Source organism: Mesorhizobium ventifaucium (assembly GCF_935822925.1).
Classification (GTDB): domain Bacteria; phylum Pseudomonadota; class Alphaproteobacteria; order Rhizobiales; family Rhizobiaceae; genus Mesorhizobium; species Mesorhizobium ventifaucium.
The window spans coordinates 1-24,399 of the sequence record NZ_CAKXZS010000036.1 but is presented as its reverse complement, the minus strand read 5'-3'; the positions used below and the strand labels follow the sequence as shown (position 1 = coordinate 24,399).

Below are 24,399 nucleotides of genomic sequence, written 5' to 3'. Positions count from 1 at the left end.
ATCGCCAAGGCAAGGGTCGCCGAAATTCCGGAACTGGTCTGAAAAAATGAGGTAATAAACTGCGTTACGATTGGTTATATCCAACGCCCACCCGTTTGCGTTCAACATTAGGAAAATTGCGCGCCAGTTCCATCGCAATATGCGACGGCTTACAATGAATCTCCGACTAGGCCAGGTGAACGTAGGCGTGCCGGTGGGGACGGCTTGTAACTCAACAGTCATGTGAGATTTTTTCTGACAGGACGTCACTGGTCTTTGGCGGCAGTTCAGAGGATATGATCCGAACATTCCACTCAGGATAGCTCGAAGCTATGACTGACATTGAAATGAAGTTGCGGCCATGGCAGGCGTGGCGAATTTTGGCGCGGTGCCGAGTTTCTGTAACACCGCGGTAGTTGCGCACTTTCTTGGACCTCCTCAACGGAAATTCTGGCGGGGCTCTTGCTAGATCCAGAGTAAAGCAATAGACACGGATTTGGTTTTGGGAGGATCCATGGCTGAGAAAATGAATAAGATAACTGTCTTCTTAGTCTCAGAGGATTCGAAAGATGTAGACGACATCATTGAACCGGGCGTTGAAGAAATGAAAATCGAGGGTATTGGAAGTTTCTTCAGCGTTGATTCCTCGGTATACCAGCCGGACTGGGTCAAGGATTTCTTCGGTGACCATATCGCTGATAAATTTAAGATACGAACAGCAAGCTCAAGGGGTTTGCTTCTCGTTCCAATCGAAGATGGTTCGGCAAAGCGGTTCTTTGCGGTGTCCTTCGGACATGGCCGCCATTACCTCCGGGAAGGCGTGATCGATGATCGCTTCGGCCTAAAAGTCGTTCTGAATACAGTTGAGCGCAACAGTCTTCGAAGCATCGACAAGACTGCCTTGGGTTCACTGCCAAAGCAGAGCCGCGAACAAATGAGCGGTGAGGGAGAGTTCGCAAATTTTGGCGTTGATATCGAACAGGATCTTGTCAATTCTGTTACAGGTCGGTCGAAAGATAAACGGCTTGGCAACGTCATTAGTGGCAAGGACGCTTTGTCTCTCTCTGCGAAGGTGGACCTATCCAATATAAAGGATTTTTTGCCTGTCCTGCTCGACCGATTCAACAGCAAAGACTACCAAGCTGAGTTCGACTGGATTGACCAAATCAAAGACGTACGAAATGCCAAATTGGCAGCCAAGCTCGACGGTTGGCTTTTGGTCACGCTCAAATCATCAGACCACTCTAAGGTCTGGATGGCGCCGCCGGCGGTACTCGACTGGGTTGACGTGAAGGGGTTCACATACTCGTCTGCCAAAAAGGCGACGATGTTCGAGGATATGATGCTCGCGGACCTCCTCGTACAGTTCGACGGGAATGAGATAAGTCTTGAAGGCATTCGGGCAAAGCGAGTGTTTTTAAGGTCCGCCAAATCGGACGCCGTCTCTGCCAGTTGGGGCGCTTATAGGTGCCTGTACGCAGAAGCGGAAATTGATGGGACAACGTACGTTCTCAATAATGGGCGTTGGTACGAGATTGCTGAAGGATTCGCTACTCAGGTTCTGAAGGAGTTCAAAGCGTTTCCCGCGGCAACCATCGATCTCCCAAACTACAATCACGCAAATGAAGGCGCATACAATCTTGCAGTGCCCGCAGTCCTGGACGGGTCCGTTTGCCTAGACGAGCAGCTTATCTCGCACGGAGGGGGACGGAGCAAAATTGAGTTTTGTGACATAAAGACGGGCGGAGGCGAGTTGGTGCATGTCAAGCATTATGGTGGCTCTGCACAGCTAAGCCACCTGTTCAACCAAGGAGTAGTGTCGGCGGAGCTCTACCTTCAAGACCCCGAGTTTCGCGCGAAGCTGAACAACATACTCCCCGAAGCCCACAAACTGGCTGATCCCTCCGCAAAGCCAAACCCCGCCGATCACGAAGTCGTCTTTGCGATTATCAGCCAATCAAAGAACGCCTTGGAGATACCTTTCTTCAGCAAGGTGAGTTTACGCAACGCACGGCGCCGGCTGATGGCATACGGCTATAAGGTGTCGGTAGCGAAGATTGGTCACGCGGCCTAGATTTTGCTGCCCACTAAGATTTGGGGCATGCGCGACACCATCCAGTGAGGGCGTCAGCGAGCTTTTCCCCCCTGTCCCCATCCGCCGTTCGAGTTGGCGCTTTGTGCCCGCTCTTACTGCTCCTAGCGGTTTCGTCGTTATAAGGTCACGATGTAAACGCCATGTCGGGGCCATCTTTCGGAATGCAAGTGATTTGGGAGTCTGCCGATTCTGTGTCAGAATCGGAGATCGGCTTGTGTCTGGAGTTGACCCCACGCGTTGAGCAGCAGCCGCGGTGTTTCGAGATGATCAATGGCGCTGTTGACCGGAGGCGTTGGTCAACGGATGACAAGGCGCGTTCGTCACATAGACCTTGGAACTGAACGCCGTCATCTCCGAGGTCGCCCGCCGCGACGGGCCTGAGACCGCAGCAGGTCTGCCTGGCGACGAGAAGCTCGCAAGCTCGCCTCCGCATGGGAGCGGAGTGACGTCGCCTGCATGTCTATGCGCCGGATGGCCGAGCGTCCCATCGCTCATCTCGCGGGCTTCGTCGGAATCGTCGAACCCTGGCTGCGCGAGAAGCTCGGACTGACCAGCCAGAAGACGAAGCTCGCCGAGGCCATCCGCTACACGCTCTCACGCTGGCAGGGTCTGATCCGCTTCCTCGACGCGCTCGATCCGTCCGATCGCATTCAACGCAAGAACGCGCTCGTCGCCGGGTCGGAGGCGGTGCCGAGCGCTGCGCCGTCGTCGCCTCGCTCATCCAAACCGCAAGCTCAACAGTGTCGAGCCGCTCTGCCGTCTCGACGGGCTCACAAAGATTTCCAACATGCGCCTCACAGTGCTCCCCAGTTCGCAATTGTCTTGCCTGCATCCGGCGCTGATCAACGTTGTCACGTCAAAACGGCAAGGCCGGCTTGAATATCTCTACCTAGTTGCAGGGAGAGTTAACTGATTTCATCGCCGCGGCCGCTAGTCACGCTGCTGTCGTTAGGATCCGACGCGTGCAATTACAACTTGAACTGCGATCGCCCCACAAACAAGGTGTACGGCGGCGCTTTACTCAACGCACAAGTGAGACTTTTGCAGTAGGTCGAATCTTCGAACTCCGGCAATAGTTCCGACCGGCTCACACAGGCCGCACCGTTTGTTCTTGGAGGCCGGCATGACTGCTCAACTACAACTCTCTCGTCGGGGAGGGCGGGAAGCGCGGCGGACGATCCGCACGGCGCCAAAAGTAGACATGTTGCCGACGCTGCAGCGCGGCCTGCCGGTGGTAGAGCCGATGGATGCCGAGCAGGTTGAGCGCGTTCACGAGGCTTCTCTCGCGATCCTGGAAGAAGTAGGCGTGGTCTTTCGCGATCCGATCGCGATTGAGGACTGGAAGAGAGCCGGAGCCGACGTGCGCGCGGATGACCGCGTTCATCTCGACCGCGGCCTGGTCATGGAGCTCATCAAGACCATTCCCCCCAATGTCGAATACTTCGCGCGGGATCCAGCGAAGAATGTCGAGCTCGGAGGCGAAAACTCCATCTTCGTGCCGATGACCGGCGCGCCTTACATGCGCGACCTCGATGACGTCAGGCGTGGCCCGACCATCGCGGACCTTGGCACATTCCACAAGCTGGCGCACATGATGCCCGCGTTGCATTCATCAGCGCATCACATTGTCGAGCCAATGGATGTTGTTGTCGCGCACCGGCACCTGCATATCACCTATTCGTCAATGAAGCACTCCGACAAGATTTTCATGGGCATGACCACCTCGCCCAAGAACGCTGAGGATGTGCTCGATATGTGCGAGATCCTTTTCGGTGAAGGTTTCCTCGAGAAGCATTCAGTGACCACCGGAAACTGCAATGGCAATTCGCCGCTCGTGTGGGACCAGGTGATGCTGGGCGGCATGCGTGCTTTCTGCCGGCGCAATCAACCCGTCTTGTGCTCGCCCTTTGTTCTCGGCGGCGCGAATACGCCGGCCTCCACCGCGGCCGCAGTGGCACAGCTTAATGCGGAGGCACTTTCTGCGCTCGCCTATACGCAAGTGGTGCGGAAGGGCTGCCCCGCGATCTATGGGCATTACCTGTCGACCGTGTCGATGCAATCGGGAGCGCCAATGGCGGGCACACCAGAGATATCGCTCATGAACTTCATGATCGGTCAGATGGCTCGCCGCTACAACGTCCCTTGGCGCACCTCGAACCTGCTCGGCGGCGCCAAGATCTTCGATGCGCAAGCTGGATATGAAAGCGCGATGACGATGATGGCCGTGCTTATGTCGGGCGCAAACTACATTTGGCATTCCGCTGGCTGGAATGAAGCCGGCATGCACTGCTCGATCGCAAAGTTCGTTGTCGACGCCGAAGTCTGCGCCATGGGCTATCGCATGACGCAAGGCATCCAGTGGGACGACTTCGATGAGGCCCTGGCTGCGGTCCGTGATGTCGGGCCGGGTGGCCATTACTTTGGACATCCTCATACCCAGGCCAGCTTCGAGAAGGCCTTCTTTATTCCGAAACTCTTCGATAATAACTCGATCGAGCAGTGGTACGCTGATGGCTCCAAGGACATCAAGCAACGTGCCCTCGATCATGCGCGCCGTCTTCTGGCCGAATATGAAGAGCCTAAGCTAGATGTCGCGAAGGACGAGGAATTGCGCGCTTATATCGACCGTCGCTCGCGGGAAATTCCCGCCGTCGACGCACTCAACGAGGAATACTGAGCATCATGCGAATTGACCGGATCAACGTCTATACGATCCAGCTGCCTGTCAAAGGGGGCACCTATCGAATGGCAAGCGACGACGTCGGCGCGCTTGACAGCACCCTTGTCCAGGTCGTGACCAATGACGGGTTGACTGGCTGGGGCGAAACCTGCCCCATTGGGCCGGTTTATCAGCCGCATCATGCACTCGGCGCACGCGCGGCGATTGCCGAAATCGCACCCGGCCTCATTGGTTCTGAGATTGCTTCGATCAGGCTTCTCGCCAAACGCATGGACGAGCGGTTGAACGGGCACGGATATGCCAAGGCAGCGTTCGACATAGCGTTCCTTGACCTCCTCGGCCAGCGGCTGGGAGTGCCGGTCTCGACACTGCTGGGTGGCGCGCTAGCCGACCGTGTTCCGGCCTACTATTCGCTGATTGTTGGCCCGCCTGAAGAAACGGCCAGGATTGCCGCCGACAAGGTGAAGGCGGGTTATCCACGCCTGCAGGTCAAAATCTCGGGGCGAAATCTCGAAGAGGATGTGGCTACGGTTCACAAGGTTTGGGAGGCGGTCGGCTACAAAGCGCGTATCGCAGTGGATGGCAATAGGGGCCTCACCATCGCTGCCGCGATTCTACTCGACCGGCTTTGCCAGGCAATCCCCTTTGTTTTCGAGCAGCCTTGCAACACCATAGATGAAGTTGCCACGCTGAAGGGCAGGGTGACGCATCCGATCTATCTGGATGAGAACACCGAAGATCAGAATGCAGTGCTCCGGGCGATCTCCTTAGGCATCGCGGATGGTTTCGGCTTCAAGGTCACGCGCTTGGGCGGCCTCACGAAAATGACGACCGTGCGCGACCTTTGCGCCATCCGCTCGTTACCACACAGTTGCGACGACGCCTGGGGCGGCGACATAATAGCGGCGGCCTGCGTGCACTTAGCTTCCACTGTGGAGCCGCGCCGTCTTGAGGGCGCCTGGATCGCGCAGGAATATATCGAAGGGCATTTCGACGCGAAGAATCCGATCCTCATCGAAAACGGTCACATTGCCGTACCGCAGCTGCCAGGCATCGGTATCAAACCGGAACCCGGCATGTTCGGTGAGCCGGTAGCCACGTACGGATCCTAGTGAACGCACCCGCCAACATCAGCGCAATGACGTCGTTGGTCACGCCGAAAATTTCGGCGGAGGCCGATCGACCATTTGACTTGGTCGTTCTTGTTTTACCGGGGTTCTCGCACTTGGCGCTTCACGCCTATATTGAGCCCTTCAGCATCGCCAATATGGTGTCAAGACTGCCGCTGTTCCGGTGGCGAATCGCCGGGCTTGACGCTCGGCCAGTCGAGGGTGCCAATGGCCTTTCGGTTGCTGTTGATGTCCCTATTGATGAACTGGTTTTGTCCTCGAACGATCGTAGACCGAACCAGCTCGCTATAATGACCGGCGAGCCGGTAGAACGGCAACTGACGGCTGAGCTCAACGGGTTTCTGAGAACGATGGCTCGTCGTGGGGTTCCGATATCTGCGGTCGGGACAGCGACATGGCTGCTTGCGCGGACGGGCCTTCTGGCAGGCACACGCTGCACGATCCACTGGTCGCGGCTTGCTGCTTTCGCCGAGGTGTTCAACCAACCCCGCATAAGCGATTCCCTGTTTGTGAAAGACGGCCAGTATTCAACCTGTGCAGGAGAACTGGCAGCCTTCGACCTGGCCGTCGACCTGATCGGCAGCCATGCAGGCGGGTATATTGCACAGGAGGTCTGCCGCCACGCAATTGTCGAAGGCCAGCGCTCAGGATCAAACCGCCAGACCGGGCCGTCGGGTCTGGCTTTTGCCGGTGTGAGCGACAAACTCCTGATGGCAATGCGGATCATGGAAGAAAACGTGGAGTTCCCACTGGCAATGGACGAGGTCGCCCGACGGGCCGGAGTGTCACGGCGCCAGCTGGAACGCCTGTTCGCTTCCCATATAGGGCTTCCGCCGGTGCGTCACTATCTTCGAATCCGCGTAGACCATGCGAAGCGCCTGATAGAAGGCACAAGGATGCCCTTCATCGACATTGCCATGGCGTCCGGGTTCATGTCTGCTTCGCACTTCGCAAGGTGCTTCAGAGCCTTCCATGGAATGTCGCCGCAGCAGTGTCGAGCGATGGTGCCGGCCTGGGTTGGGCCCGGCCTGAGATGATGGATTGGTGTTGGAGCAAGGGAGAACAGCGGCACCTCCACCCATGCCAATTTCTGGAGCCGATCTGCCCACCAACAGACACGTTCCGGATCACAGCGGAAAGCGGCGAGGATTAGCGCATGCCACTGTCCTCTTCCCGTACCGACCGACGTTGGCGGGACCTTTGGATTGATCACGCCGTTCGACGGCACCGACCATGATGGCGCAGCATGACTTCTCACCATTGAATGATGCAGGGGCGGCGATGATGTCATTTTCATCGCGAGAGGATTCTCTGATTGAACTGCTGCGTTGCAAAGATGCTGCAGCATCTCGGGGATGGCCGTTTGAGGAACGTAGCGTAGGTGCGGTTGGCGGTCACCGGCACGAATATCGCCCGGCGTCGCGCCATTTTGCACGGACGGTCAGCCGGCCAATGCCGGATCCAGCCTCGGTCATGCCGCAGCTTATGGTTCTCCAGTCAGGTGTGGTGCGCATTAGACAGGTAGATGACAATGACAAAGGGCATGCCGCTTGTCTTCGAGACATTCCTGGAAAGGCTGTCGGAGAGTGTCGACGAAACGGATTTCCGTGAAGCCCTGGCCAGCGCGGCATCGGGACTTGATCTACTGACGTTTGCCTATTTATCCCTGCCATTGCAACCTTCCGGCGAGCCTAGGCTGATCTCGAATTATCCGCCTCCCTGGACAGCGCACTATCTGCGAAACGAGTATCAGAGAGTCGATCCCGTCATCATGCGTGCGCGACTTGCCGATTGCCCCTTCCGATGGGGATCGGATCTTCGTGGCGTTGAAATATCGCAAGTTCAGCAAAGGCTGTTTGTTGAAGCGGCAGAGTTCGGCATCTGCTGTGGATGGACGATCCCCATTGTTGATCGCAGGGGACGTGCTGCAGCGATGACCTTTGCCGCGCGTGAGCCGTCCGGTTTGCTGCGCGTTGCCGAGCGGCATGAGCAGGCGCTCCAATTCATGGCAACGTGCTTTCACGTTCATGTTCGCCGCAAACTCTCGGGCAGTCGAATGGTGGACGGCATTTTGCTGACACCACGTGAATATGAGTGCCTGCAGTGGGCGGCGCGCGGCAAGTCCGCCTCGGACACAGCCTGCATCCTGGGCATTAGGTCGCGCACTGTCGCTTTCCATCTGGATAATGCCAGGAACAAGCTCGGCGTACGCACAAAAGACCAGGCGATAGCGCTGCTGGCCTCCTCACGATCTTCGATTCTCTAAAAAACCGACTTGCCTTGAGTGCCCTGGGCACAGGCTGTTTCGGTCGGTGCACTCGCCTCTTAGCGCAGGGGTCATTCCTGCCGGCTCTCATGACGCTACTTATTGCATCCGGCGGATTGCAAGCCTGCCCGCATCAATGTTCCTCGCGTGTAGCCCTGTCTTTGGCGAGCGGAACGAACGACGTTGATGGCGCACCGTTCTCGATGGCGGCGAGCGGGTAAGCTTCGTTTCCTCTCGCAATGAGCATGCCGCATCCCGCATCCATGGCTATCCTTGCTGCCATCAACTTTGTCACCATGCCACCCGAACTATGGCGGGCGTGGGAATGGCCCGCCATGGCCTCTATCTCGGGGGTAATGCATCGCACCTCTGTAACCAGACGAGCCAACGGATTGTCATGTGGGTCTTCCGTGAACAGGCCATCTACGTTAGAAAGTAGAATGAGAACGTCGGCGTTCACCATTAGCGCGACCCGTGCCGCCAGCTGGTCATTGTCGCCGAAGCAGATCTCGGTCGTTGCGATCGTGTCGTTCTCGTTGATGATGGGTACGGCGCCAATTTTGAGAAGTTGTTGAAGCGTCGACCATGAATTGAGGCGACGATGCTGGTTCTGTAAATCTTCGCTTGTCAATAACATTTGTCCCACGGCGAAACCGTGGCGCTTTAGACTCTGTTCGTAGGCAAGCATAAGTCGAACCTGACCGATCGCGGCCGCCGTTTGCTTCTCCTCAATTCGCAGCGGTCTGCCCAAACCGTCGAATTGACCAGATCCAAGCGCGACAGCACCGGATGTGACGATGATCACCTGCTGCCCTCGTTCAAAAAGCCGGACGATATCCGCTATCAACGTTTCAAGCCAAGCACTGCGTATTTTGCCGGTTTCTTCATCGACAAGCAGTGCTGAGCCAATCTTGACCACCAGCCGATGAGCCGAAAGCAATTGGACCGCTCTTGTCGTTGCTGCCATTGGGTGTCGCTGTAGTGACAGTGAAGACATGATTTTTCCACTCTCTTTTTGGCGATACACCAGCGAGTGAGCTGTGTGGCGTCACGAAGACAACCGGCGTCAGCTTCTTTTCACGGATCTAGCTCGGAGTTGCGGCCACGCCCTAAATTTGATGAGGAACCTACCACCCCTGGCGATTGGCGGTCATGAAGATTGTGTAAACTTGTTGTAGCGGCAGTTCACGGTTCCTGACGGACGGGCGCATGATTCGCTCCGCACTCAAGGGGTTGGCCGCAGCTAAAGCAGGACGGACGAGGACGTTCTCGATGCGACCGGCAAGCATGGCGCTGAGGCGGGTGCTTTCGCCATTTGCGGCGGATCGATGGTCTCCAACCCCATGCAGGCCGGCCATAAAGCAGAAAAATCGTCGAATTCACCGGCGCAGCTTCACTCCAGCAAACTTCTTCTGAAGTTGGGTTGCCAACGGGCGGACCAAGTGGATTTGCGTCTCGTCCCCGGCTCAATCAGGTTTGCGGCATGGTATGCGTGAAGAAGAGGAGCAACCAGGCCGAACGCGTGCTCTAGCATTCATCATCAGTCAGCCGACTAGCTTAGCCGTGATCTCGATCCCGTTCGTCGGAGGCGTGACGAAGCGGACAGCTCCATCATTCAGCGGTGAACAGTTCCTTGTAGCCGGTCGTCACCATCCAGTTCGCCCGGTCGATATGGCTGCGAACAGCGTTGCGGGCGCGTACCGGTTCAAGGGCCGGGTCGATGCCGAGAATGAGATCTGCCATCTCCTCTATGCTGGCATTGTCGGCGCAGGCGTCGAGGATTCTCAGATAGATCTTGAAATGCTCCCGGTCATAGCTCGTGAGGCTCTCCGACCAGGGGACCTCGTCCCGCAGTGTTAAGCCTTGAGCCCCGTCTGTTCCCGTTGATCGATTCATGTCTGCCGCGAACCTCGCATGTTGATCACTGGATTCAAGACAGAATATCCCAAAATGGGATAATCCGGAACCGGGATTAGTGGCTGAGCCGGTCTTTACCTGACCGGTTCGCCTACATGCCAAAATCTCTTCGATCCCCCCGCCACCAGCGGTTTCTGGACCAGCTGATATCGCTGCGAAAGGCCAGAGGCCTGACCCAGACGCAGGTAGCTGAAAAACTTGGTCGGCCGCAATCTTTCGTGGCCAAGTATGAGGGTGGAGAGCGGCGTCTCGATGTCATTGAGTTTCTCGACGTAACTGCAGTGCTTGACGCTGACCCGTGCGAGATTCTGTTGAGCCTGCGAACGTAGCTGGGCCAGTGCGCCTCCCGGAGCCACGGTTGCCGGGCGGACCAGCCCCGGTTTTCTTCGGCAATCTCAGGCGTCTCAGCCATTCCGCTCCCGCCCTGGCGCGGGCAAGGGCGGGCGCAGCTCTTCTTTTTGGGCCCCCGGCGGAGCAGGGTAGGCGGCACTCCCTTCTAGGGCCGCCGCGTCATCCCGCAACCCTTCGCTCTCGCTTCGGGTCCTTCTCTTCGTTCCGGTCCTTCGGATGCCGTCCGCCTGGACGGCGACCCTTCCGGTCGCAACTCGCCGCCCACCCCCGCTCGTCCCGCTTCCGGGGAAAGCCGCGATTGGCGAGCGGAGGCAAAACGAAGCATGCAAGATAGAAGCGTGCTGTCATCGAAGAGGCAGGCAGAGGCGGGGGGGCGCCCATGTCCTCAATTCCCGCTTTGCGGCCGTCGAGCGTCGGAATCGTTCCCGTTTCCGTCTTGCTAAGGCCCGTTGCGCAGGAATCGGCGCAGGCCCTCGTCCGAGCGGTTCTCCGCTCGCTCGCCGCCTCGATCACAGCCAACAAAACGGGCGCGAGGATTGCTATAGGCAGAAGCTGCCGAAGCATCATCGTGACGATTTGCTCTTTTGCAGCTATGTTCGTTTAGTGTCCCAGTCGGGTGGGGTCTGACCGAGAATGTTGCGAACGAAGAAGTCCAGGAGTTTGCGCTCAGTATAGATGCCTGGCACGCCGTGATCGGCACCAGGCACATAGACCATGTCGAAATCTTTTCCCGCCTTGATGAGTCGGTCGGCAAGCTGGAGCGAGGAGGACGGGTCGACATTGTGGTCCATTTCGCCGACGACGATCATCAGCTTGCCCCGCAGCCTGTAAGCATTGTCGATGGCGGAGGATTGGGAATATTCAATGCCGACTGGCCACCCCATCCACTGTTCGTTCCACCAGATCTTGTCTATCCGGTTGTCGGAGCAGCCGCTGTTGGCGACCGCGACCTTATAGAATTCGGGATGGAAGAGCAGCGCGCCCACCGCGCTCTGGCCGCCTGCGGACCCGCCGAAAATGCCGACATTGGAGATATCGTACCACGGATACCTCGCGGCGGCCGCCTTGTGCCATAGGATGCGATCGGGAAAGCCTGCGTCCTTCAGATTTTTCCAGGCAACGTCATGAAAGGCGCGCGAGCGGTTGTTGGTACCCATGCCATCGATCTGCACAACGACGAAGCCCAGTTGCGTGAGCGGCTCTGTCCGCCTTGAGAAGGATTTTGGGACGAAGGAGCCCTGGGGCCCGGCATAGATATTTCTCCACCACCGGGTACTTCTTCTTCGGATCGAAATTGGCGGGCAGGTGAATCACGCCCCAGATGTCAGTCTTGCCGTCGCGCCCCTTGGCGTGGAAGCTGAGTGGAGGCTGCCAGCCGGCGGCGACGAGCTCGGACATGTCGGCGGTCTCCACCTGCATGAGCTTGGCATTATCGATGGCGCGGTAGAGCGTCATGCGGGGCGGCAGATCGATGCGTGACCAGATATCGACATAATAGCGGCCGTCGGGAGAGAACTCGACATGGTGGTTGGCCGGCTCGGGCGTGAGCTCAGTCAGCCCCTCACCGTCGAAGCCGATGCGGTACGCATGGACGAAATAGGGGTCCTCCCCCGGGTTCCTCCCGCTCGCCTCGAACCAGATCTGGCGCTTGACCGGATCGACATGGTTGACCGCCCGGACCACCCACTCACCGAAGGTGATCTGGTTCTTGAGCGCGCCCGTCTGGCCGTCGAACAGATACAGGTGCTCATGCCCATTGCGCTCGGACGCCCAGATGATCTCCTTCCCGTCGTCGACATCGTAACGAAAGATTTTCCCGGTACGGTGCTGGTTCATCACCAGCGGCTGGTAATCAACGAAGGTCGTGCTGGTCTCTTCGATCAGCGAGCGTGCGCGGCCCGTGGCGGCGTCTACGTCGACCAGCCGATAGAGCTGATGGCCGCGCTGGTTATATTCGAAAGTAAAGCCGCGACCGTCCGCCCACCATTGGAGAGCGGAAAGTTCGAAGGGGTTGGAGAACAGGGCGTTGTCGATCACGATCTGGCGGCGGCCGGCAATGTCGAACAGGACCGGCTGGGGCAGCGGAAGGACATCGCCCGGCTTGGGATAGACCATTGTCGAATATTCGCGCTGCAACTGGTCCGTCGACGAATCGAGGTAGTGGAGCTCCCGCTTGAAGCCGGGGCGAACACGGTAAGCCGCGAGGTGGCGCGAGTCCGGCGACCAGCTCAGCGTCGAAAAGACGTAGTAATTGCCCTCGGATCCATCCCGGCTCAGCGCAACATCCTGCAATCCGTCATTGCTGCGCAGGAAAACATTGTAGTTCTTTATATGGACGATCCACTTCCCGTCGGGCGAGACGCTCCTCTGGTCGGGGTTATTCTCAGCCGGTGGCGTGTAGTGGTGGCTGAGCTGAAAGTACGGGGCGTCTACATCCAATTTCGTGCTGGTGCAGGCATAGCTTGCAACGTTGCAGCTCCACCGGACCTGCTCAATCAGGAAGTCGAGCCTGCGACCATTCTCGGTCAGTTCGAAACGCTCGAAGGGAAGATCGCCGGCCTGATAGCTCTTATGGCTCGCTTCATTTAGCGCCGCCGCCAGACGGGCCTGATCGAAGGCGGCCCGTTTCAAACCCGTGGCAGCATCGACCCGCATGAACTGCTGCTCGCCATGGGTAGTCCGGCGCTATGCGAACGCGTTGGCTCCATTCAGCCAGAACGGCCCCTCGGGGACATTCACGGTGAGCCCGCGATAGCGATCGTTGATCACAGTGCCCGCTCCAAATCGCTCAGCGCTAGCGGTGGATGTGCACCGTTCGAACCGTTGGCCAGCGCTCGAGCGGTTGCCGATCCCGATGCCCCTTGAATAAATACCGCGAGCGCCAAAGGGCCGATCTTGAACATATCTGTTCACCTCTTTCGGTTTTCGGAAGACGCATTGTTGGATCCGGCTTTTCATCGCCGGTGTGCAGCAGCGCTGAGCGTTGCTCGAAGGGGTCAGCACGCGGCTGCAGCCGAGACGGCAGTCACAATGACCCGTGCGCCCTACGCGGATATCCAGGAACTGGCCGGGTGAGCCAGACTGAAGAGTTGGCAGCCGAGCCAGCAGGGTATTTTCCATGTCCACAATGATGGAAAATTCAAAGCCCGATGACGCTTGCAATCACACTCCCTTCCTTTTTCTGCACCTGGAAGGGCCGTAATGGGCCCGGCACAAAGCGTTGGCTATGGACATTCTCTGCGTGGCTGTCGTCAGTCCGTTGATCCGTGTCCGGATGAACGATGCAATATGCGCGCCAAAGGAAAATCCTTTTAGATCACGGCAATCGATCTGACTGGCTGTGTCGGGTGAACGACATTAACGTCGCATATCCGACAGCTCGGACAACCCCAAGTCACATTGACCTTGGGTGTATGTCGGGTTGACAAAAGTGGACCGTCGGGCCCACGGCAAAGGGCGCACGAGGCGCCCTTCATTTCGACTCGGCTGTGCGTAAGCCGACTTCGCCGGTGTCAGAAATGGTACGTGACGCCTGCGCCAATCAGCCAGGGATCGAGCTCCGCCTTCCCCGTCTGCTTGTTGCCGGCCACGGTGACGTCGAAGTCTGGCTTCAGGAAAAGCTTCTTCACGTCGAAGTTGACGCCCCAGTGCTGGTCGACCATGTAGTCGAACCCGACCTGCAGCGCGGTGCCGAACGTGTTCTTGACCTTGAGATCATCGGCGCTGCCGGCTTCCTGATGATAGAAGATCGTATAGTTCACGCCAGCGCCGACATAGGGCTTGAAGGCGCCGAAATCGGTAAAGTGGTACTGCAATGTCAGCGTGGGCGGCAGCAGCCAAACCTTGCCGATGTTCCCCAGCGCGCCGATCGAGCCTTGGCCTGTGATGTTGGCATAGGTGGTGCCGAGGATAAGCTCGGCTGCGACATTGTCCGTGAAGAAATACGAAATATCGAGTTCCGGCGTCACGCTGTTGGAATACGAAAGACTGGAGCCGGGCACCGCGTTAACGTAGCCCGAATCCTCAGTAATGACCCCCAACGCGCGCAGGCGGATCTGCCAGGGGCTTGGCCATTCCGTGAACAAGACACCCTGATCCGGGTCGCACGGTTCTGCAAGGTCTGCCGCGGCCGCCTGCTGCCCTACCAGCACCAGGACGACGGCCGCTGTTACTCCCCGCGCCCAGTTCATTCGCTTTGTTGCCATGATATTTCTCCTTGCTCTTCAGAAATGATAGGATTCACTGTAAATAGTCCTGCAGTATTGATTGAGCTCGACAGAGCTCTGGCGCACATTTTCGTGAACCGCGCACGGATTATTTTCACCGTTCTCGCAGTCATCGACCTGTACTCACTTATTCGAAGTTTGCTCTTTCGGGCTCCCGATTTTATCAACAGGCGTGCCAGCCGATCGCGCTGCGAAGAAAATTGGTGCCAAGACTGATGAATGCGGCTTGCTCGCGATTGTCCTTGGCGTAGCTGTGCCCGCCGGCGCTGGGCTCGTAGAAGTAAGCGGGATAGCCAAGAGCTTGCAGTTTTGCGGCCATCTTACGCGCATGGCCCGGGTGGACGCGGTCGTCGCGTCTCATGGTGGCGAGCAGGATAGGCGGGTAGGGCTGTCCCGGCGACGCGGCGTGGTAGGCGGAGATTTCCCTCAGGAAAGCCCAATCGTCAGCCTTGTCGGGATCGCCATATTCGTCGATCCAACTCGCGCCCGCCAGTAGCTTGGTGTAGCGGCGCATGTCGACAAGCGGAACGGTGCAGAACAGCGCGCCGAAATGCTCAGGATAGCGGGTAAGCATGTTAGCGATCAGTAGACCGCCATTTGAGCCCCCCTCTGCGGCAATCCGCCTCGGCAGCGTAATGCCCCTTCGCACGAGGTCGGCGGCAACGGCGGCGAAATCGTTATGGGCGAGACGCTTGCCCTCCCTCCGCCCGGCATCGTGCCAGCGGGTGCCGAACTCGCCGCCCCCGCGGATGTTCGCCACCACACACGTGCCGCCGCGCTCGAGCCACAGCTTGCCGAGCGAGGAGTAGTAGTAGGGCAGGAGCGATATGCCGAACCCGCCATAGGCGGAAAGGTGAACCGGGGCATCTCCGTTCCCGTTCGCCGGACCAACCTGCGTATAGGGGATCATCTCATGATCGACCGAGACTGCCTCGTGGCGCGTGACCACCAGTTCGGATGCGTCGAAAGTCTCCGGGCTGCGCTTCAGGATTACTGAAGCGCTGAGAGGCGGCGCGGAATTGAGATCGAATAGGAAAAGCTGCGGCGGAGTGATCGGATCCTGAGCGCAAACCAGGACCTCTCCATTGGTCTCGTGATCTTCCGCATCGAGGGACCAGAGGTGAACAGCCCCTTGCGCGGGTAGGGTGTCCAGGGCTCGGCGCGTCCATTCCTGCGGGCCCGGGGTGAACACCTCGAATCTCGGAGCGAGGTTCGCCAGGTACCCGATAATGAGCTTCCCCTCATTCCAGAAGAATGACTGCAGACAGCGCCTCTCGGCTGGTTCAAACAGGGTACTAAAACGACGCTCGCCGGCCAGGAAAGAGGCAAGCGAGATGCCGATCAGCGCGTCGGCGCAATAGGTCGTCCCGGCAACCGTCCATGCTTTGCGCGGCTTTATCGCCAGCCAATCGCCGAAGTTATCCCACCTGGCGCCCTGAGGAAGGTCGATCTCAATCTTCGGCCCGCTTCTATCACCAATGCGGACTATCTTCTCGAGCCAGGCCAGCTGCTCGACGAACCACAGGCGCTCGCTCTCGGCGGTACGGTCCAGATGGCCAGACACACCCAGGGTTTCGGAACCGGTCTCGAAGATTACCGGCGCGGTGAGGGGATCTGCGCCACGCTTCCACAGTCGCACGGTGCGTGCGTAGCCGCAGCGCGTGGCCATACCATCACCAAGCGCACTGGAAAGCAGAAGAGTGTTGGGATCGAGCCAATCAATGTCGCCCTTGGCCTCGGGGAGATTGAAACCGTCGGCGACAAAGCTCAGAGAGCTCAGGTCGAATTCGCGATGAACGACCGCGTCGCTGCCGCCGCGCGACAGGCGCAGAACGGCTCTTTCTCGTCTCTCCGGCTCGATCGACGCACCACTCCAGATCCAGTCCTCTCCGTCGCTGGCCGCGAGGGCATCCAGATCGAGCAGTAGCTCCCACCGGGGATCGGCCTTCATGTAGACGGCAAGCGTGGTCCGGCGCCACAGTCCGCGCGGATTGCCAGCATCTTGCCAGAAATTGTAGAGGTACTGACCGCGGCGCGTGACCAGGGGAAGCCTGTCGGGTCGGTCGAAAATCGCTGTCAGCGCCGCCCGGTCGCGCTCGAACTGTGCTCCACCGAAGTGCTTCAGGGTCTTTGCCGACTGGCCGGCCGTCCACGCAAGTGCCCGTTCGCCTCCTACATCTTCAAGCCAAAGGTGGGGGTCATCGTCGGGTGCATTCACAGTTGGCCGGAAATCGAATTCGCTCATGTCCGGACAACCCAGAGGAATGACCGCGCAATGGCTTCCGTCTGCTCGGGAACGCTCAGTGTTTGCGGCGGCGCCCGCATGTTCGAAAAGCGTAATCATCAGGCGGGTTTCTTCTCAGTCGGTGCGGCGTCGCAGTGCTTTTGCGCATAGGACTGCATCTGTCGTGCCAACTGGGAAAATCGTTTGCAAACAATGCGATCGCCCTGGCAGCGTTGTGTCACATGTCCGACATCGTCGAGAATCCGACAACAGCGCACAGCGTAATCACCGGATCAACCTCCGGCGCGGACACCGTGCAGAACTCAAGCAGTGAAGCTCACAACGACTTGACTCCGACATCTTCGCTCCGGAACGCTTCACGCAGCTGGATTCAAGATACAATGAGGTGTGGACGCCGTGAGTGACCGAGCCGGCTGCGCCTGTGAGTCTGGACACCGCCAGCGGTAAAATCGGAGATCCGAGGAAAGGGATGGGGCGCCGCTCGGCCGACCTGATGGTTGTCCAGGCCCTGCAAGCAATCTTGGCCTGCACCGTCCCCTTGATTGCATTCTTGCAGTCTGCCGATCGCGCCAGCAAGCTGCGTTCCAACGGACACATTGGAATGGTCGCTAGGCCAACTTCGGCTGCTGGCGAACCGTCGTTCGATATGCAAGCTACGAGGGTCAGGAGACAGGGAAGCTCCGGCTCGGCGTGCTCTCGGCGAGGCAGCCAATGATCGACGATGTCTCGCTGACGCGCATTGGTATACCGCAACAAGGGCAGTGCGGCGGCAAGTCTGCCTGGGAAATCGGCTGCAGCAGGGGCAAGCCGAGCCCGGCCGCGCTCCATCTCGAAACGGCCGGCAAAGAAAGCGCCGCGTTAGCACCGCCAAAAGAAGCGATTGCGCGCCTCGCCGGTTCGTTTTTGCGGTCCACTGAACAGCCGGCTTAACCTGTACAACTATACAGGCTGCCATAGCGTGAAACTTGGCCTCCAATGGTGGAAATTCCCCCGAGGAGACCTGCGATGACTCACCTTATAGCGCCGGCGCTACGACAACTTGCCCACAATGAGCGTGCAATCCAGCGCCACACCACTGCACGTTCAAGGAACGTCTCGAACGGGATGCAGGAGCCGATCGCCGCTATCAAACCGACTCCCTTGGCGTGCTCAGGCCGCGCTGGCTGTCGCTGCGCGGGTTCGACGGCCTGGTCGCAATTTGCGCGCGTCTTCTGCCCTCGACAGTGCCAATGGCACACGCTTCGACGAAACGACGCCATCGACCTCTGGTGCCCTCGGCGCCGGTGCTTTGCCAAGTGGCACGGTGTTTCGACGTCCCTGGGGGCGGGCAGAGGGGCACCGTCGTGCCTACAGTTATCGTGACTGGAGCGGGTGAGGCTGATTGGCGGGATGAAAGATCATACGACTACACCACTGGTCTGACGCCACGGGAGTGGGCTTGGGAGTTCTTACGCCGCAATCCAGCATTCCAGCGTGACTTGACCGCTGCAAGCCAGCAGGCCGATACTTTGTCCTACCGACCCTTTCTCGACGTGGTCGCGTCGGCCGGCGACCTGTCACGCTGGGGTATTCTGTTTCGCCGAGTCCTATGGTCGAAATTCGTTCGTTTTCTGGTCTCCGTTCTGGTGCGTCAATGTGCTGCCGGTCATTGCAGAACAGCTGTCTGCATCGTCGGCGACATCGCGGTTCGAGCTCTCGGCATTGCCATGTCGTGCGACGGTCCTGCTGTCGCCCGACAAGGGTCAGCATGTTCTTCTTCGCAATGTGGAGCATACGCTCCAGCTCGCCGTCTCTGGCGCCGATATCTTGCACCCTGTCTGCCTCCGTACCGAGGCAATCTGGCCAGCAATGCTTTCGAAGCCCCGCCTGAGGGCACTCGAGTGCCTCAATGCTCTAAGTTTGAATCAACACCTGCCTGCCCGATTGTTTCCGCCGGAAAGACGCGGTCCCCGTCTAACCTTCGTTCTTCGTGCGCTCGACGGCTCACTTGCTGGGGCGTCACATCGCGAACTCGCCGAAGCGCTGATCGGTCAACGGCGTGTCCATGCCGACTGGAGGGATCCTCGCGATCATCTGCGCGACCGCATTCGCCGCGCCGTCTCTCGTGGCCGCGCCCTCATGAATGGAGGGTACAGAGATTTCCTTCTTTAAGAGAGTGACAGTCCGCCCTATGCGTCAGCCGGCGAACAGTTCGGAGCTAAACCCCTCACCACCGATTGGGCCGCTCGACATGGCAGCGAACAGCCTTCGCGGGTGCGCTCTGGTTCAGGCGTCGGCCGATGCCGAGAGGCACGTTCGGTATTGTCCGATAGCCGACAATGTCGGGTACGCAACGTAAAGGAAGCCGACTCTCGGGTGTTTTACACGCTTTTTGCCTTGGCACAGTACATGCAAGCTAGTGAGCAAAACGCGCGGACTGAGTGGCTCCCAGCACCACGAGAGGCGCTGACTTACGCCACCTCCCAAGGCGTACCCGGCCCGGCAGCGAGCTCAGTCTCCTGCCGGGCATCCGTGTTCAGACGTACTCGCGTTCAGAACTTCGATTAGGGGGGCAATGTGCGGCCGAAGAGGATTGCGTCGATGGAATATGAAGGCCGTTTCGAGGGCTCTCCGATGGCACCTGGCCGGAGCGCGAAGGGAGCGTTCCTGTGCCCATGCGGGTGGTCACGCTCAGCGTGTTCGGCGACATCCGACAATTGTCTCGGCTTTGTCGCTTTGACGAAACAGCCTTTTTGGCCGGCGTCTTGGACGTTTTGGCTAAGTCCCTGGCGCCTTCATCCAGATTGGCATGAATTTTGCTGCATCCCGTTGAGAGGGGGCGGGAGCTGCCTGCAAGGGAAAAGCGAAGAGATGTCTCGGCAAATTGAACGATTGAAGATCACTGATTTCTTGCGAATGAACACGTTGCCCGCTGGCGGCCATGCGTCTGCGGCTATGGCCTCCGGAGGGTTTGAAGATGCGGCGAGGGACTGCAGCACGCGTGTCAATCGCACATGATTTGCTGGCGCCTCCAACAATGGCTGTTGCAGATGTGCATACGGTTGGCTGCGGGTTTGGTGCTGTTCGTGTCGGCACTCTTCGTCAGCGCGATGACTGCGAACGGACAGGAGACCAGCCTTGTCGGCATTTATCAGGGTTCGGAGCTAACCGACGCCGCCAACCATCTGGGACAAGGCGGATACGAGCTGTCGGATGGCACCCGAGTGTCTTTCGACAAGTGGTACCATAGCAGCTGGATCGACATGCGATTTGAAATGTTGACCGTCCTGTCGGATGATTTCGGTATCCTATGGGGCGCGAGCACCGGCCAGCGTGCCGAAAAGGTCCGAATCGACCCGAGTGTGAAACTTGGCTTTATTCTGCAAAAGCGACCGACACCGTCCACGACGCTTTCTCTCACCGTCAGTTCGACTTTGGGCGGGAACCTGACGGAACGACCTTGCACAGCTGACTACGGCGCCATCGGCGGCTTCCAGGCGGTGAATTGCCGTCTGGCGGCATCGCAACTCCGGCCTGCGGACACGTTGAAACATATGGCAAACATCAATCCAAGCCGATTGAAACTCGATCTCCGGTTCAGGGGTAAATTCTAGGGATGGTGAAAGGCATAGGACGGTTGATTTCGTTGATGAAGAACAATCCAGACAGGAAGTTTATTATGCACAAAACACAATTCTCCCCGGTAGCTTTCCTTGCCGGTTTTGCAGTGTGCCTGTTAGCGGCACCCAGTTTCGCTGGTGATTTCCATGCGGGGGTCAGCGGTAAAGGGAGGGCCGGAACGCTAACCACGGAAAGCAGTAGCTCGGGCTGCCCACAAAATGCCGACGGAACATTTTGCTGGATGAGCCCGGATATTGGTGAAGCATGGGCATCGGGCTATACCGGTTCTGGGGTATCGGTGACTGTCGTAGACGACTTCACAGGTGAAATGGAAGAGTTAGGGGATCTCGGCCATGGCCCCCAATGGCGGCAACATGGGCAGTGGATCGCTCAAGCAGCCGGCATGGTGGCGCCTGGCGCAAAGATAATTGAGCTTGACTATTCGGAACCCGTACCGCTTACGCTGGAGGACGGGCTCAATGTCATCAATCTGAGCTATGCGCTTGAGGAACCAGTGAGCGGGTACCAGCTTGAGCAGTCGATTGTCGATGCGGCTCGGGCGGGTGCTGCGGTCTTCACGAAGGGAGCCGGCAACGAATCCGTAGCGGTAGGTACCCCGACCGAAGGCAATATTGATTTCCTGGCTCTCGAGCTGACTGGGACGCAATCGACAATCTTTGTGGGTGCGCTTGAGCACAATGGCACTCCCGAAAACAAGGCAAAGCTCGCCTCCTATTCGAATTACGCCGGTTCAGATTCGGAGGTGCAGAACCACTTCCTGACGGTGGGGGTCGATAGTGACAAGATAGGGCTATCCGGGACGTCTGTCGCGGCACCTGTGGTTGCAGGCTATGCCGCCATCGTTGGCAGCAAGTTCACGTCCGCAACACCGACACAGATTACTAATCAACTGCTGGATACAGCTAGAACCGACACGCTGGTCAACTACGATCCGGCGATTTACGGCCGCGGCGAACCCAGCCTTTCGAGGGCACTAGCACCCGTTTCGATCAGGTAGACGAGCACTTCGATCGAGCAGCTGAAATTCTGTGGAGGCGTTGAGAGCCACAAAAATCGCCTCGCAGAATTCGCCGCAGTAACTTTGCGGTTCCTGCCGATCCAATCGTAAATAACGGCCACAGCATTTTTGCCGAAGGATCTGTTGCCGGAAAACAAGCCCAATAGCGCTTTCCCGCTTCGTGGATGAAAGCAGAGCCTGTCCTCAGCCTCCTCACCGCCGCAATGACCCTTTCCACCTGAAGGGCCAGCAAGTGATGCGTATGCGGGATGCTGCGGCGGTCCAGCTAGGGCCGCTGGCATCGATGTCGTTGTTGCGCCAGCCATTGACGATGCGCTCGAGGTCGGCCAGCGTGGGGGATCGACCTGGTTCATTTTGGCGATTATGCGACCGCCGAAACTGCCGAGCGCCCCTTCCGATCTGGCGGTGTGATCGCTTCCCATTTCGACCGGCACCGTTCGTCGACACTCGGCGTAGTTCTCCCATTGACGAAGTTGCGCGCCTGTCAGGTTGTTGCGCTGCGCTTCTACTTCGAATTGAGCTGCACGCTTGTAAGATTATTGCGTCTTGCTAGGGGCTGCGGAGCAGCCCCGTCGGCTCCCAGTCGAGGGCCTATATTCGGAAATCGCTTGAGTGCCCGATCTGCGAACCCCGCAAGCAGGTTCTTCAGATGCCGCCCATGCAGAGGTATTTCATCTCGAGGTAGTTTTCGAGCCCATGGCGGGAACCCTCCCGCCCGATGCCGGACTGCTTCATCCCGCCAAAGGGCGCCGCTTCCGAAGACATACGCCCCGTGTTGATGCCAACCATGCCGTATTCCAATGCCTCGGCAACGCGCCAGACACGCTTCAGGTTCGAGGCATAGAAGTAGGCGGCGAGGCCGTAGATCGTGTCGTTGGCCTCACGCACAACCTGATCCGCATCGTGGAAGCGAATGATCGGGGCCAGCGGCCCGAAAGTCTCCTCTTGCGCTACCGCCATGATGCTGGAGATATCAGTGAGAACTGTGGGTTTGAAGAAGGTGCCATCCTTGCCGATACGCTCGGCACCGCAGCGAATTGTGCCACCTTTGGCAACGGCATCTGCGATGTGGGACTCGATCTTGGTCAGAGCATGAATGTCGATGAGCGGTCCGATGTCGACTCCCGGAGCGAAGCCGTCGCCAACCGATACGTGCCGGACTTTCTCCACGAATTTTTCGACGAACTCATCGTGAACGCTCGATTGGACGTAAAGACGATTCGCTGAAACGCAAGTCTGGCCGGCGTTGCGGAACTTCGCCTGGATCGCGCCGTCAACCGCAGCGTCGATGTCAGCGTCGTCGAAGACGATGAAAGGCGCATTGCCGCCGAGCTCGAGGCTGACCTTCTTGATCTGGTCCGAGCACTGGCGCATCAGCAGCCGGCCAACCTCGGTCGAGCCTGTAAAGCTGATCTTTCGGACCTTGGGATTGGAGCAGAGTTCGCGTCCAACGCCAGCACCTTCGGACGCATAGATCAGGTTGACGACACCGTCGGGAAAGCCGGCTTGGTGCGCGAGGGCGAACATTGCGCCTGCCACGAGCGGCGTCTGTTCAGCAGGTTTGAGCACGATCGCGCAGCCCGCCGCCAGGGCCGGCGAGATCTTGCGCGCCACCATCGACGCTGGGAAATTCCACGGCGTAATCGTGCCGACCACACCGATGGGCTGCTTGATCACCAGCATCCGACGGTCTGTCGATGGTGCGGGGATCGTCTCGCCATAGATGCGATTGGCTTCTTCGGCGTACCATTGCAGATACGCGGCCGCATGCGAAACCTCCGACTTGGCTTCGGCAAACGGCTTGCCCATCTCTGCAGTGAGGATCGCTGCAAGATCACCGGCGTGGTCAATGATCAGCTCATGCCATCGCCACAGAACGTCACTGCGTTCTCGGGCGGTCAGCCCCGCCCATCCAGGCTGCGCTACGTAGGCCTTGTCGATCGCAGCGCGTGTCTCCTCCACACCCATGTCGGGAAGTACTGCCAGCACTTCGCCGCTCGACGGGTTGAGGACCTCGAATGTCCGCTCGCTAACCGGCGTGCCGAGCGCCGGCAGGCGATCGAGGGCGCCAAACAGGTCCGGGGATTTCAGGTGGCGGATCATCGGCAGGCACAGGGGCAATACCGGATTCCTCTCAAACTCGGCGGGAATGTATCTCGGCAGGGCGTCGGTGTGTACTCCGCACCTGCCGGTTCCTTATAGGGCCTCGGCCAGACGGCTGGTAGACCATCCCACTCAACTCGAAGGGAGAATTTTTGAACTCTTCTGGCCGATGGCCTGCGGCTCTCACTAGGCGCAAACTGAACAATGGACATCGCTTCCCATGCGCAGGTAGCGCGTGCTGGCGGCTGCGCGGATCGCGATCGGCGTCCTTTACCAACCCAGAGGGAGGCTGGCATGAGAAGGAAGCGAGCTACGATCCGGCGGATCGACCGACTGAACCGGGCAAATGCACCGCAAGGCCCGCCAAAACAGCTCCGCGGGCCCGAAAAGAGGCACATAGCCACCGGACTTTCTCCCGTGCAAATCTCACAAAACAAGGAGGGAGGGGGAGGCGGCTTCCTGGCTTCTCGCTTGCCGCGAGCGGCGGCCGACGAGCATTGGCGGGCTCTTCCTGGCTCGGCAGGCGCGGCCATAGCCGAAGTTCAAAATGCCACAAGTACCCAGGCTTCATGTGGCCAAATGCAGAGCATACAAATTGGCATCCGGAGCGGATTCAACCGCGTCCTCTTGCGAGCAGTGGAGCGCTGTCCGCTTATTTACAGATAGTGGTGTAACGCCTCTAAGCTGGCTTCATGTCCTTAAGAGTTTTGACCGCCAAGCTTTTGAACCAACCCTCTATTTGCCAGTCGTCCGTGAAGAACTCGGAAT

General features: G+C 58.6%; 15 protein-coding genes and 3 pseudogenes. 12 read left to right on the top strand and 6 right to left on the bottom strand.

The window, feature by feature from the left end; translation table 11 throughout:
- Positions 1–493 precede the first annotated feature (493 nt).
- The 6 genes and pseudogenes from NMG70_RS27310 to NMG70_RS27285 all read left to right on the top strand — a co-directional run bounded on the left by NMG70_RS27310 (position 494) and on the right by NMG70_RS27285 (position 8,150).
- A complete protein-coding gene (locus tag NMG70_RS27310; protein ID WP_254027389.1) occupies positions 494–2,053 on the top strand; it encodes a TIGR04141 family sporadically distributed protein in 1,560 nt (519 codons plus the stop codon).
- Positions 2,054–2,590: 537 nt separating this feature from the next.
- A pseudogene (locus NMG70_RS33380) lies at positions 2,591–2,695 on the top strand (hypothetical protein); the annotation flags it as partial.
- Between the two features lie 502 nt (positions 2,696–3,197).
- Complete coding sequence (locus tag NMG70_RS27300; RefSeq protein WP_301555190.1) at positions 3,198–4,751, top strand: trimethylamine methyltransferase family protein; 1,554 nt, start codon at positions 3,198–3,200, stop codon at positions 4,749–4,751.
- A 5-nt stretch (positions 4,752–4,756) separates the two neighbouring features.
- Positions 4,757–5,866: a mandelate racemase/muconate lactonizing enzyme family protein gene (locus tag NMG70_RS27295; protein ID WP_254027387.1), complete on the top strand. Its 1,110-nt coding sequence runs from the start codon at positions 4,757–4,759 to the stop codon at positions 5,864–5,866.
- A complete protein-coding gene (locus tag NMG70_RS27290; protein ID WP_254027386.1) occupies positions 5,866–6,921 on the top strand; it encodes a GlxA family transcriptional regulator in 1,056 nt (351 codons plus the stop codon). The genes NMG70_RS27295 and NMG70_RS27290 overlap by 1 nt, the downstream gene beginning before the upstream one ends.
- Positions 6,922–7,427: 506 nt before the next feature.
- The gene (locus NMG70_RS27285; protein WP_436798470.1) at positions 7,428–8,150 is read left to right on the top strand and encodes a LuxR family transcriptional regulator; all 723 of its coding nucleotides are present in this window, start codon (positions 7,428–7,430) and stop codon (positions 8,148–8,150) included.
- Positions 8,151–8,283: 133 nt separating this feature from the next.
- Here NMG70_RS27285 and proB read toward each other — a convergent pair whose 3' ends face one another.
- Together proB and NMG70_RS27275 are read right to left on the bottom strand one after the other, a co-directional pair.
- The gene (gene proB / locus NMG70_RS27280) at positions 8,284–9,117 is read right to left on the bottom strand and encodes a glutamate 5-kinase (RefSeq protein WP_254027384.1); all 834 of its coding nucleotides are present in this window, start codon (positions 9,115–9,117) and stop codon (positions 8,284–8,286) included.
- 644 nt (positions 9,118–9,761) lie between these two features.
- Entirely contained in the window at positions 9,762–10,046 is a 285-nt protein-coding gene (locus NMG70_RS27275; protein ID WP_254027383.1) for a DNA -binding domain-containing protein, read from the bottom strand.
- 116 nt (positions 10,047–10,162) lie between these two features.
- Here NMG70_RS27275 and NMG70_RS27270 point away from each other — a divergent pair, with 116 nt between their 5' ends.
- Entirely contained in the window at positions 10,163–10,396 is a 234-nt protein-coding gene (locus tag NMG70_RS27270; RefSeq protein ID WP_254027382.1) for a helix-turn-helix domain-containing protein, read from the top strand.
- A gap of 612 nt (positions 10,397–11,008) precedes the next feature.
- Here the strand turns inward: NMG70_RS27270 and NMG70_RS27265 are convergent.
- The 3 genes and pseudogenes from NMG70_RS27265 to NMG70_RS27255 all read right to left on the bottom strand — a co-directional run bounded on the left by NMG70_RS27265 (position 11,009) and on the right by NMG70_RS27255 (position 16,889).
- Positions 11,009–13,321: pseudogene (locus NMG70_RS27265) on the bottom strand (S9 family peptidase).
- Between the two features lie 609 nt (positions 13,322–13,930).
- Positions 13,931–14,608: an OmpW/AlkL family protein gene (locus tag NMG70_RS27260; protein WP_436798469.1), complete on the bottom strand. Its 678-nt coding sequence runs from the start codon at positions 14,606–14,608 to the stop codon at positions 13,931–13,933.
- A gap of 199 nt (positions 14,609–14,807) precedes the next feature.
- Positions 14,808–16,889 carry a prolyl oligopeptidase family serine peptidase gene (locus tag NMG70_RS27255; RefSeq protein ID WP_254027380.1) on the bottom strand — a complete coding sequence of 694 codons (2,082 nt, stop codon included), beginning with the start codon at positions 16,887–16,889 and terminating at the stop codon, positions 14,808–14,810.
- A 711-nt stretch (positions 16,890–17,600) separates the two neighbouring features.
- Here NMG70_RS27255 and NMG70_RS27250 point away from each other — a divergent pair.
- From NMG70_RS27250 to NMG70_RS27230, 5 genes and pseudogenes are all read left to right on the top strand, one after another.
- A complete protein-coding gene (locus NMG70_RS27250; RefSeq protein WP_254027379.1) occupies positions 17,601–17,819 on the top strand; it encodes a hypothetical protein in 219 nt (72 codons plus the stop codon).
- A 299-nt stretch (positions 17,820–18,118) separates the two neighbouring features.
- Positions 18,119–18,409 (top strand): annotated as a pseudogene (locus NMG70_RS27245) (transcriptional regulator domain-containing protein); the annotation flags it as partial.
- Between the two features lie 328 nt (positions 18,410–18,737).
- Positions 18,738–19,040: a DUF2285 domain-containing protein gene (locus NMG70_RS33375; protein ID WP_244602886.1), complete on the top strand. Its 303-nt coding sequence runs from the start codon at positions 18,738–18,740 to the stop codon at positions 19,038–19,040.
- A gap of 905 nt (positions 19,041–19,945) precedes the next feature.
- Entirely contained in the window at positions 19,946–20,482 is a 537-nt protein-coding gene (locus tag NMG70_RS27235) for a hypothetical protein (protein ID WP_254027398.1), read from the top strand.
- A 35-nt stretch (positions 20,483–20,517) separates the two neighbouring features.
- Positions 20,518–21,507, top strand: coding sequence for a S8/S53 family peptidase (locus NMG70_RS27230; protein ID WP_254027378.1), 990 nt, complete (start codon positions 20,518–20,520; stop codon positions 21,505–21,507).
- A gap of 666 nt (positions 21,508–22,173) precedes the next feature.
- Here NMG70_RS27230 and NMG70_RS27225 read toward each other — a convergent pair.
- A complete protein-coding gene (locus tag NMG70_RS27225; protein WP_254027377.1) occupies positions 22,174–23,649 on the bottom strand; it encodes an NAD-dependent succinate-semialdehyde dehydrogenase in 1,476 nt (491 codons plus the stop codon).
- Positions 23,650–24,399: the final 750 nt, after the last annotated feature.

Excerpts from the sequence above, each read along its gene's own strand:
- NMG70_RS27310 (WP_254027389.1), top strand. The coding sequence starts at position 494 with ATGGCTGAGAAAATGAATAAGATAACTGTCTTCTTAGTCTCAGAGGAT.
- NMG70_RS27300 (WP_301555190.1), top strand. The coding sequence starts at position 3,198 with ATGACTGCTCAACTACAACTCTCTCGTCGGGGAGGGCGGGAAGCGCGG.
- NMG70_RS27295 (WP_254027387.1), top strand. The coding sequence starts at position 4,757 with ATGCGAATTGACCGGATCAACGTCTATACGATCCAGCTGCCTGTCAAA.
- NMG70_RS27285 (WP_436798470.1), top strand. The coding sequence starts at position 7,428 with ATGCCGCTTGTCTTCGAGACATTCCTGGAAAGGCTGTCGGAGAGTGTC.
- proB (WP_254027384.1), bottom strand. The coding sequence starts at position 9,117 with ATGGCAGCAACGACAAGAGCGGTCCAATTGCTTTCGGCTCATCGGCTG.
- NMG70_RS27275 (WP_254027383.1), bottom strand. The coding sequence starts at position 10,046 with ATGAATCGATCAACGGGAACAGACGGGGCTCAAGGCTTAACACTGCGG.
- NMG70_RS27270 (WP_254027382.1), top strand. The coding sequence starts at position 10,163 with ATGCCAAAATCTCTTCGATCCCCCCGCCACCAGCGGTTTCTGGACCAG.
- NMG70_RS27260 (WP_436798469.1), bottom strand. The coding sequence starts at position 14,608 with ATGAACTGGGCGCGGGGAGTAACAGCGGCCGTCGTCCTGGTGCTGGTA.
- NMG70_RS27255 (WP_254027380.1), bottom strand. The coding sequence starts at position 16,889 with ATGAGCGAATTCGATTTCCGGCCAACTGTGAATGCACCCGACGATGAC.
- NMG70_RS27250 (WP_254027379.1), top strand. The coding sequence starts at position 17,601 with ATGATCGACGATGTCTCGCTGACGCGCATTGGTATACCGCAACAAGGG.
- NMG70_RS33375 (WP_244602886.1), top strand. The coding sequence starts at position 18,738 with ATGCTTTCGAAGCCCCGCCTGAGGGCACTCGAGTGCCTCAATGCTCTA.
- NMG70_RS27230 (WP_254027378.1), top strand. The coding sequence starts at position 20,518 with ATGAAGAACAATCCAGACAGGAAGTTTATTATGCACAAAACACAATTC.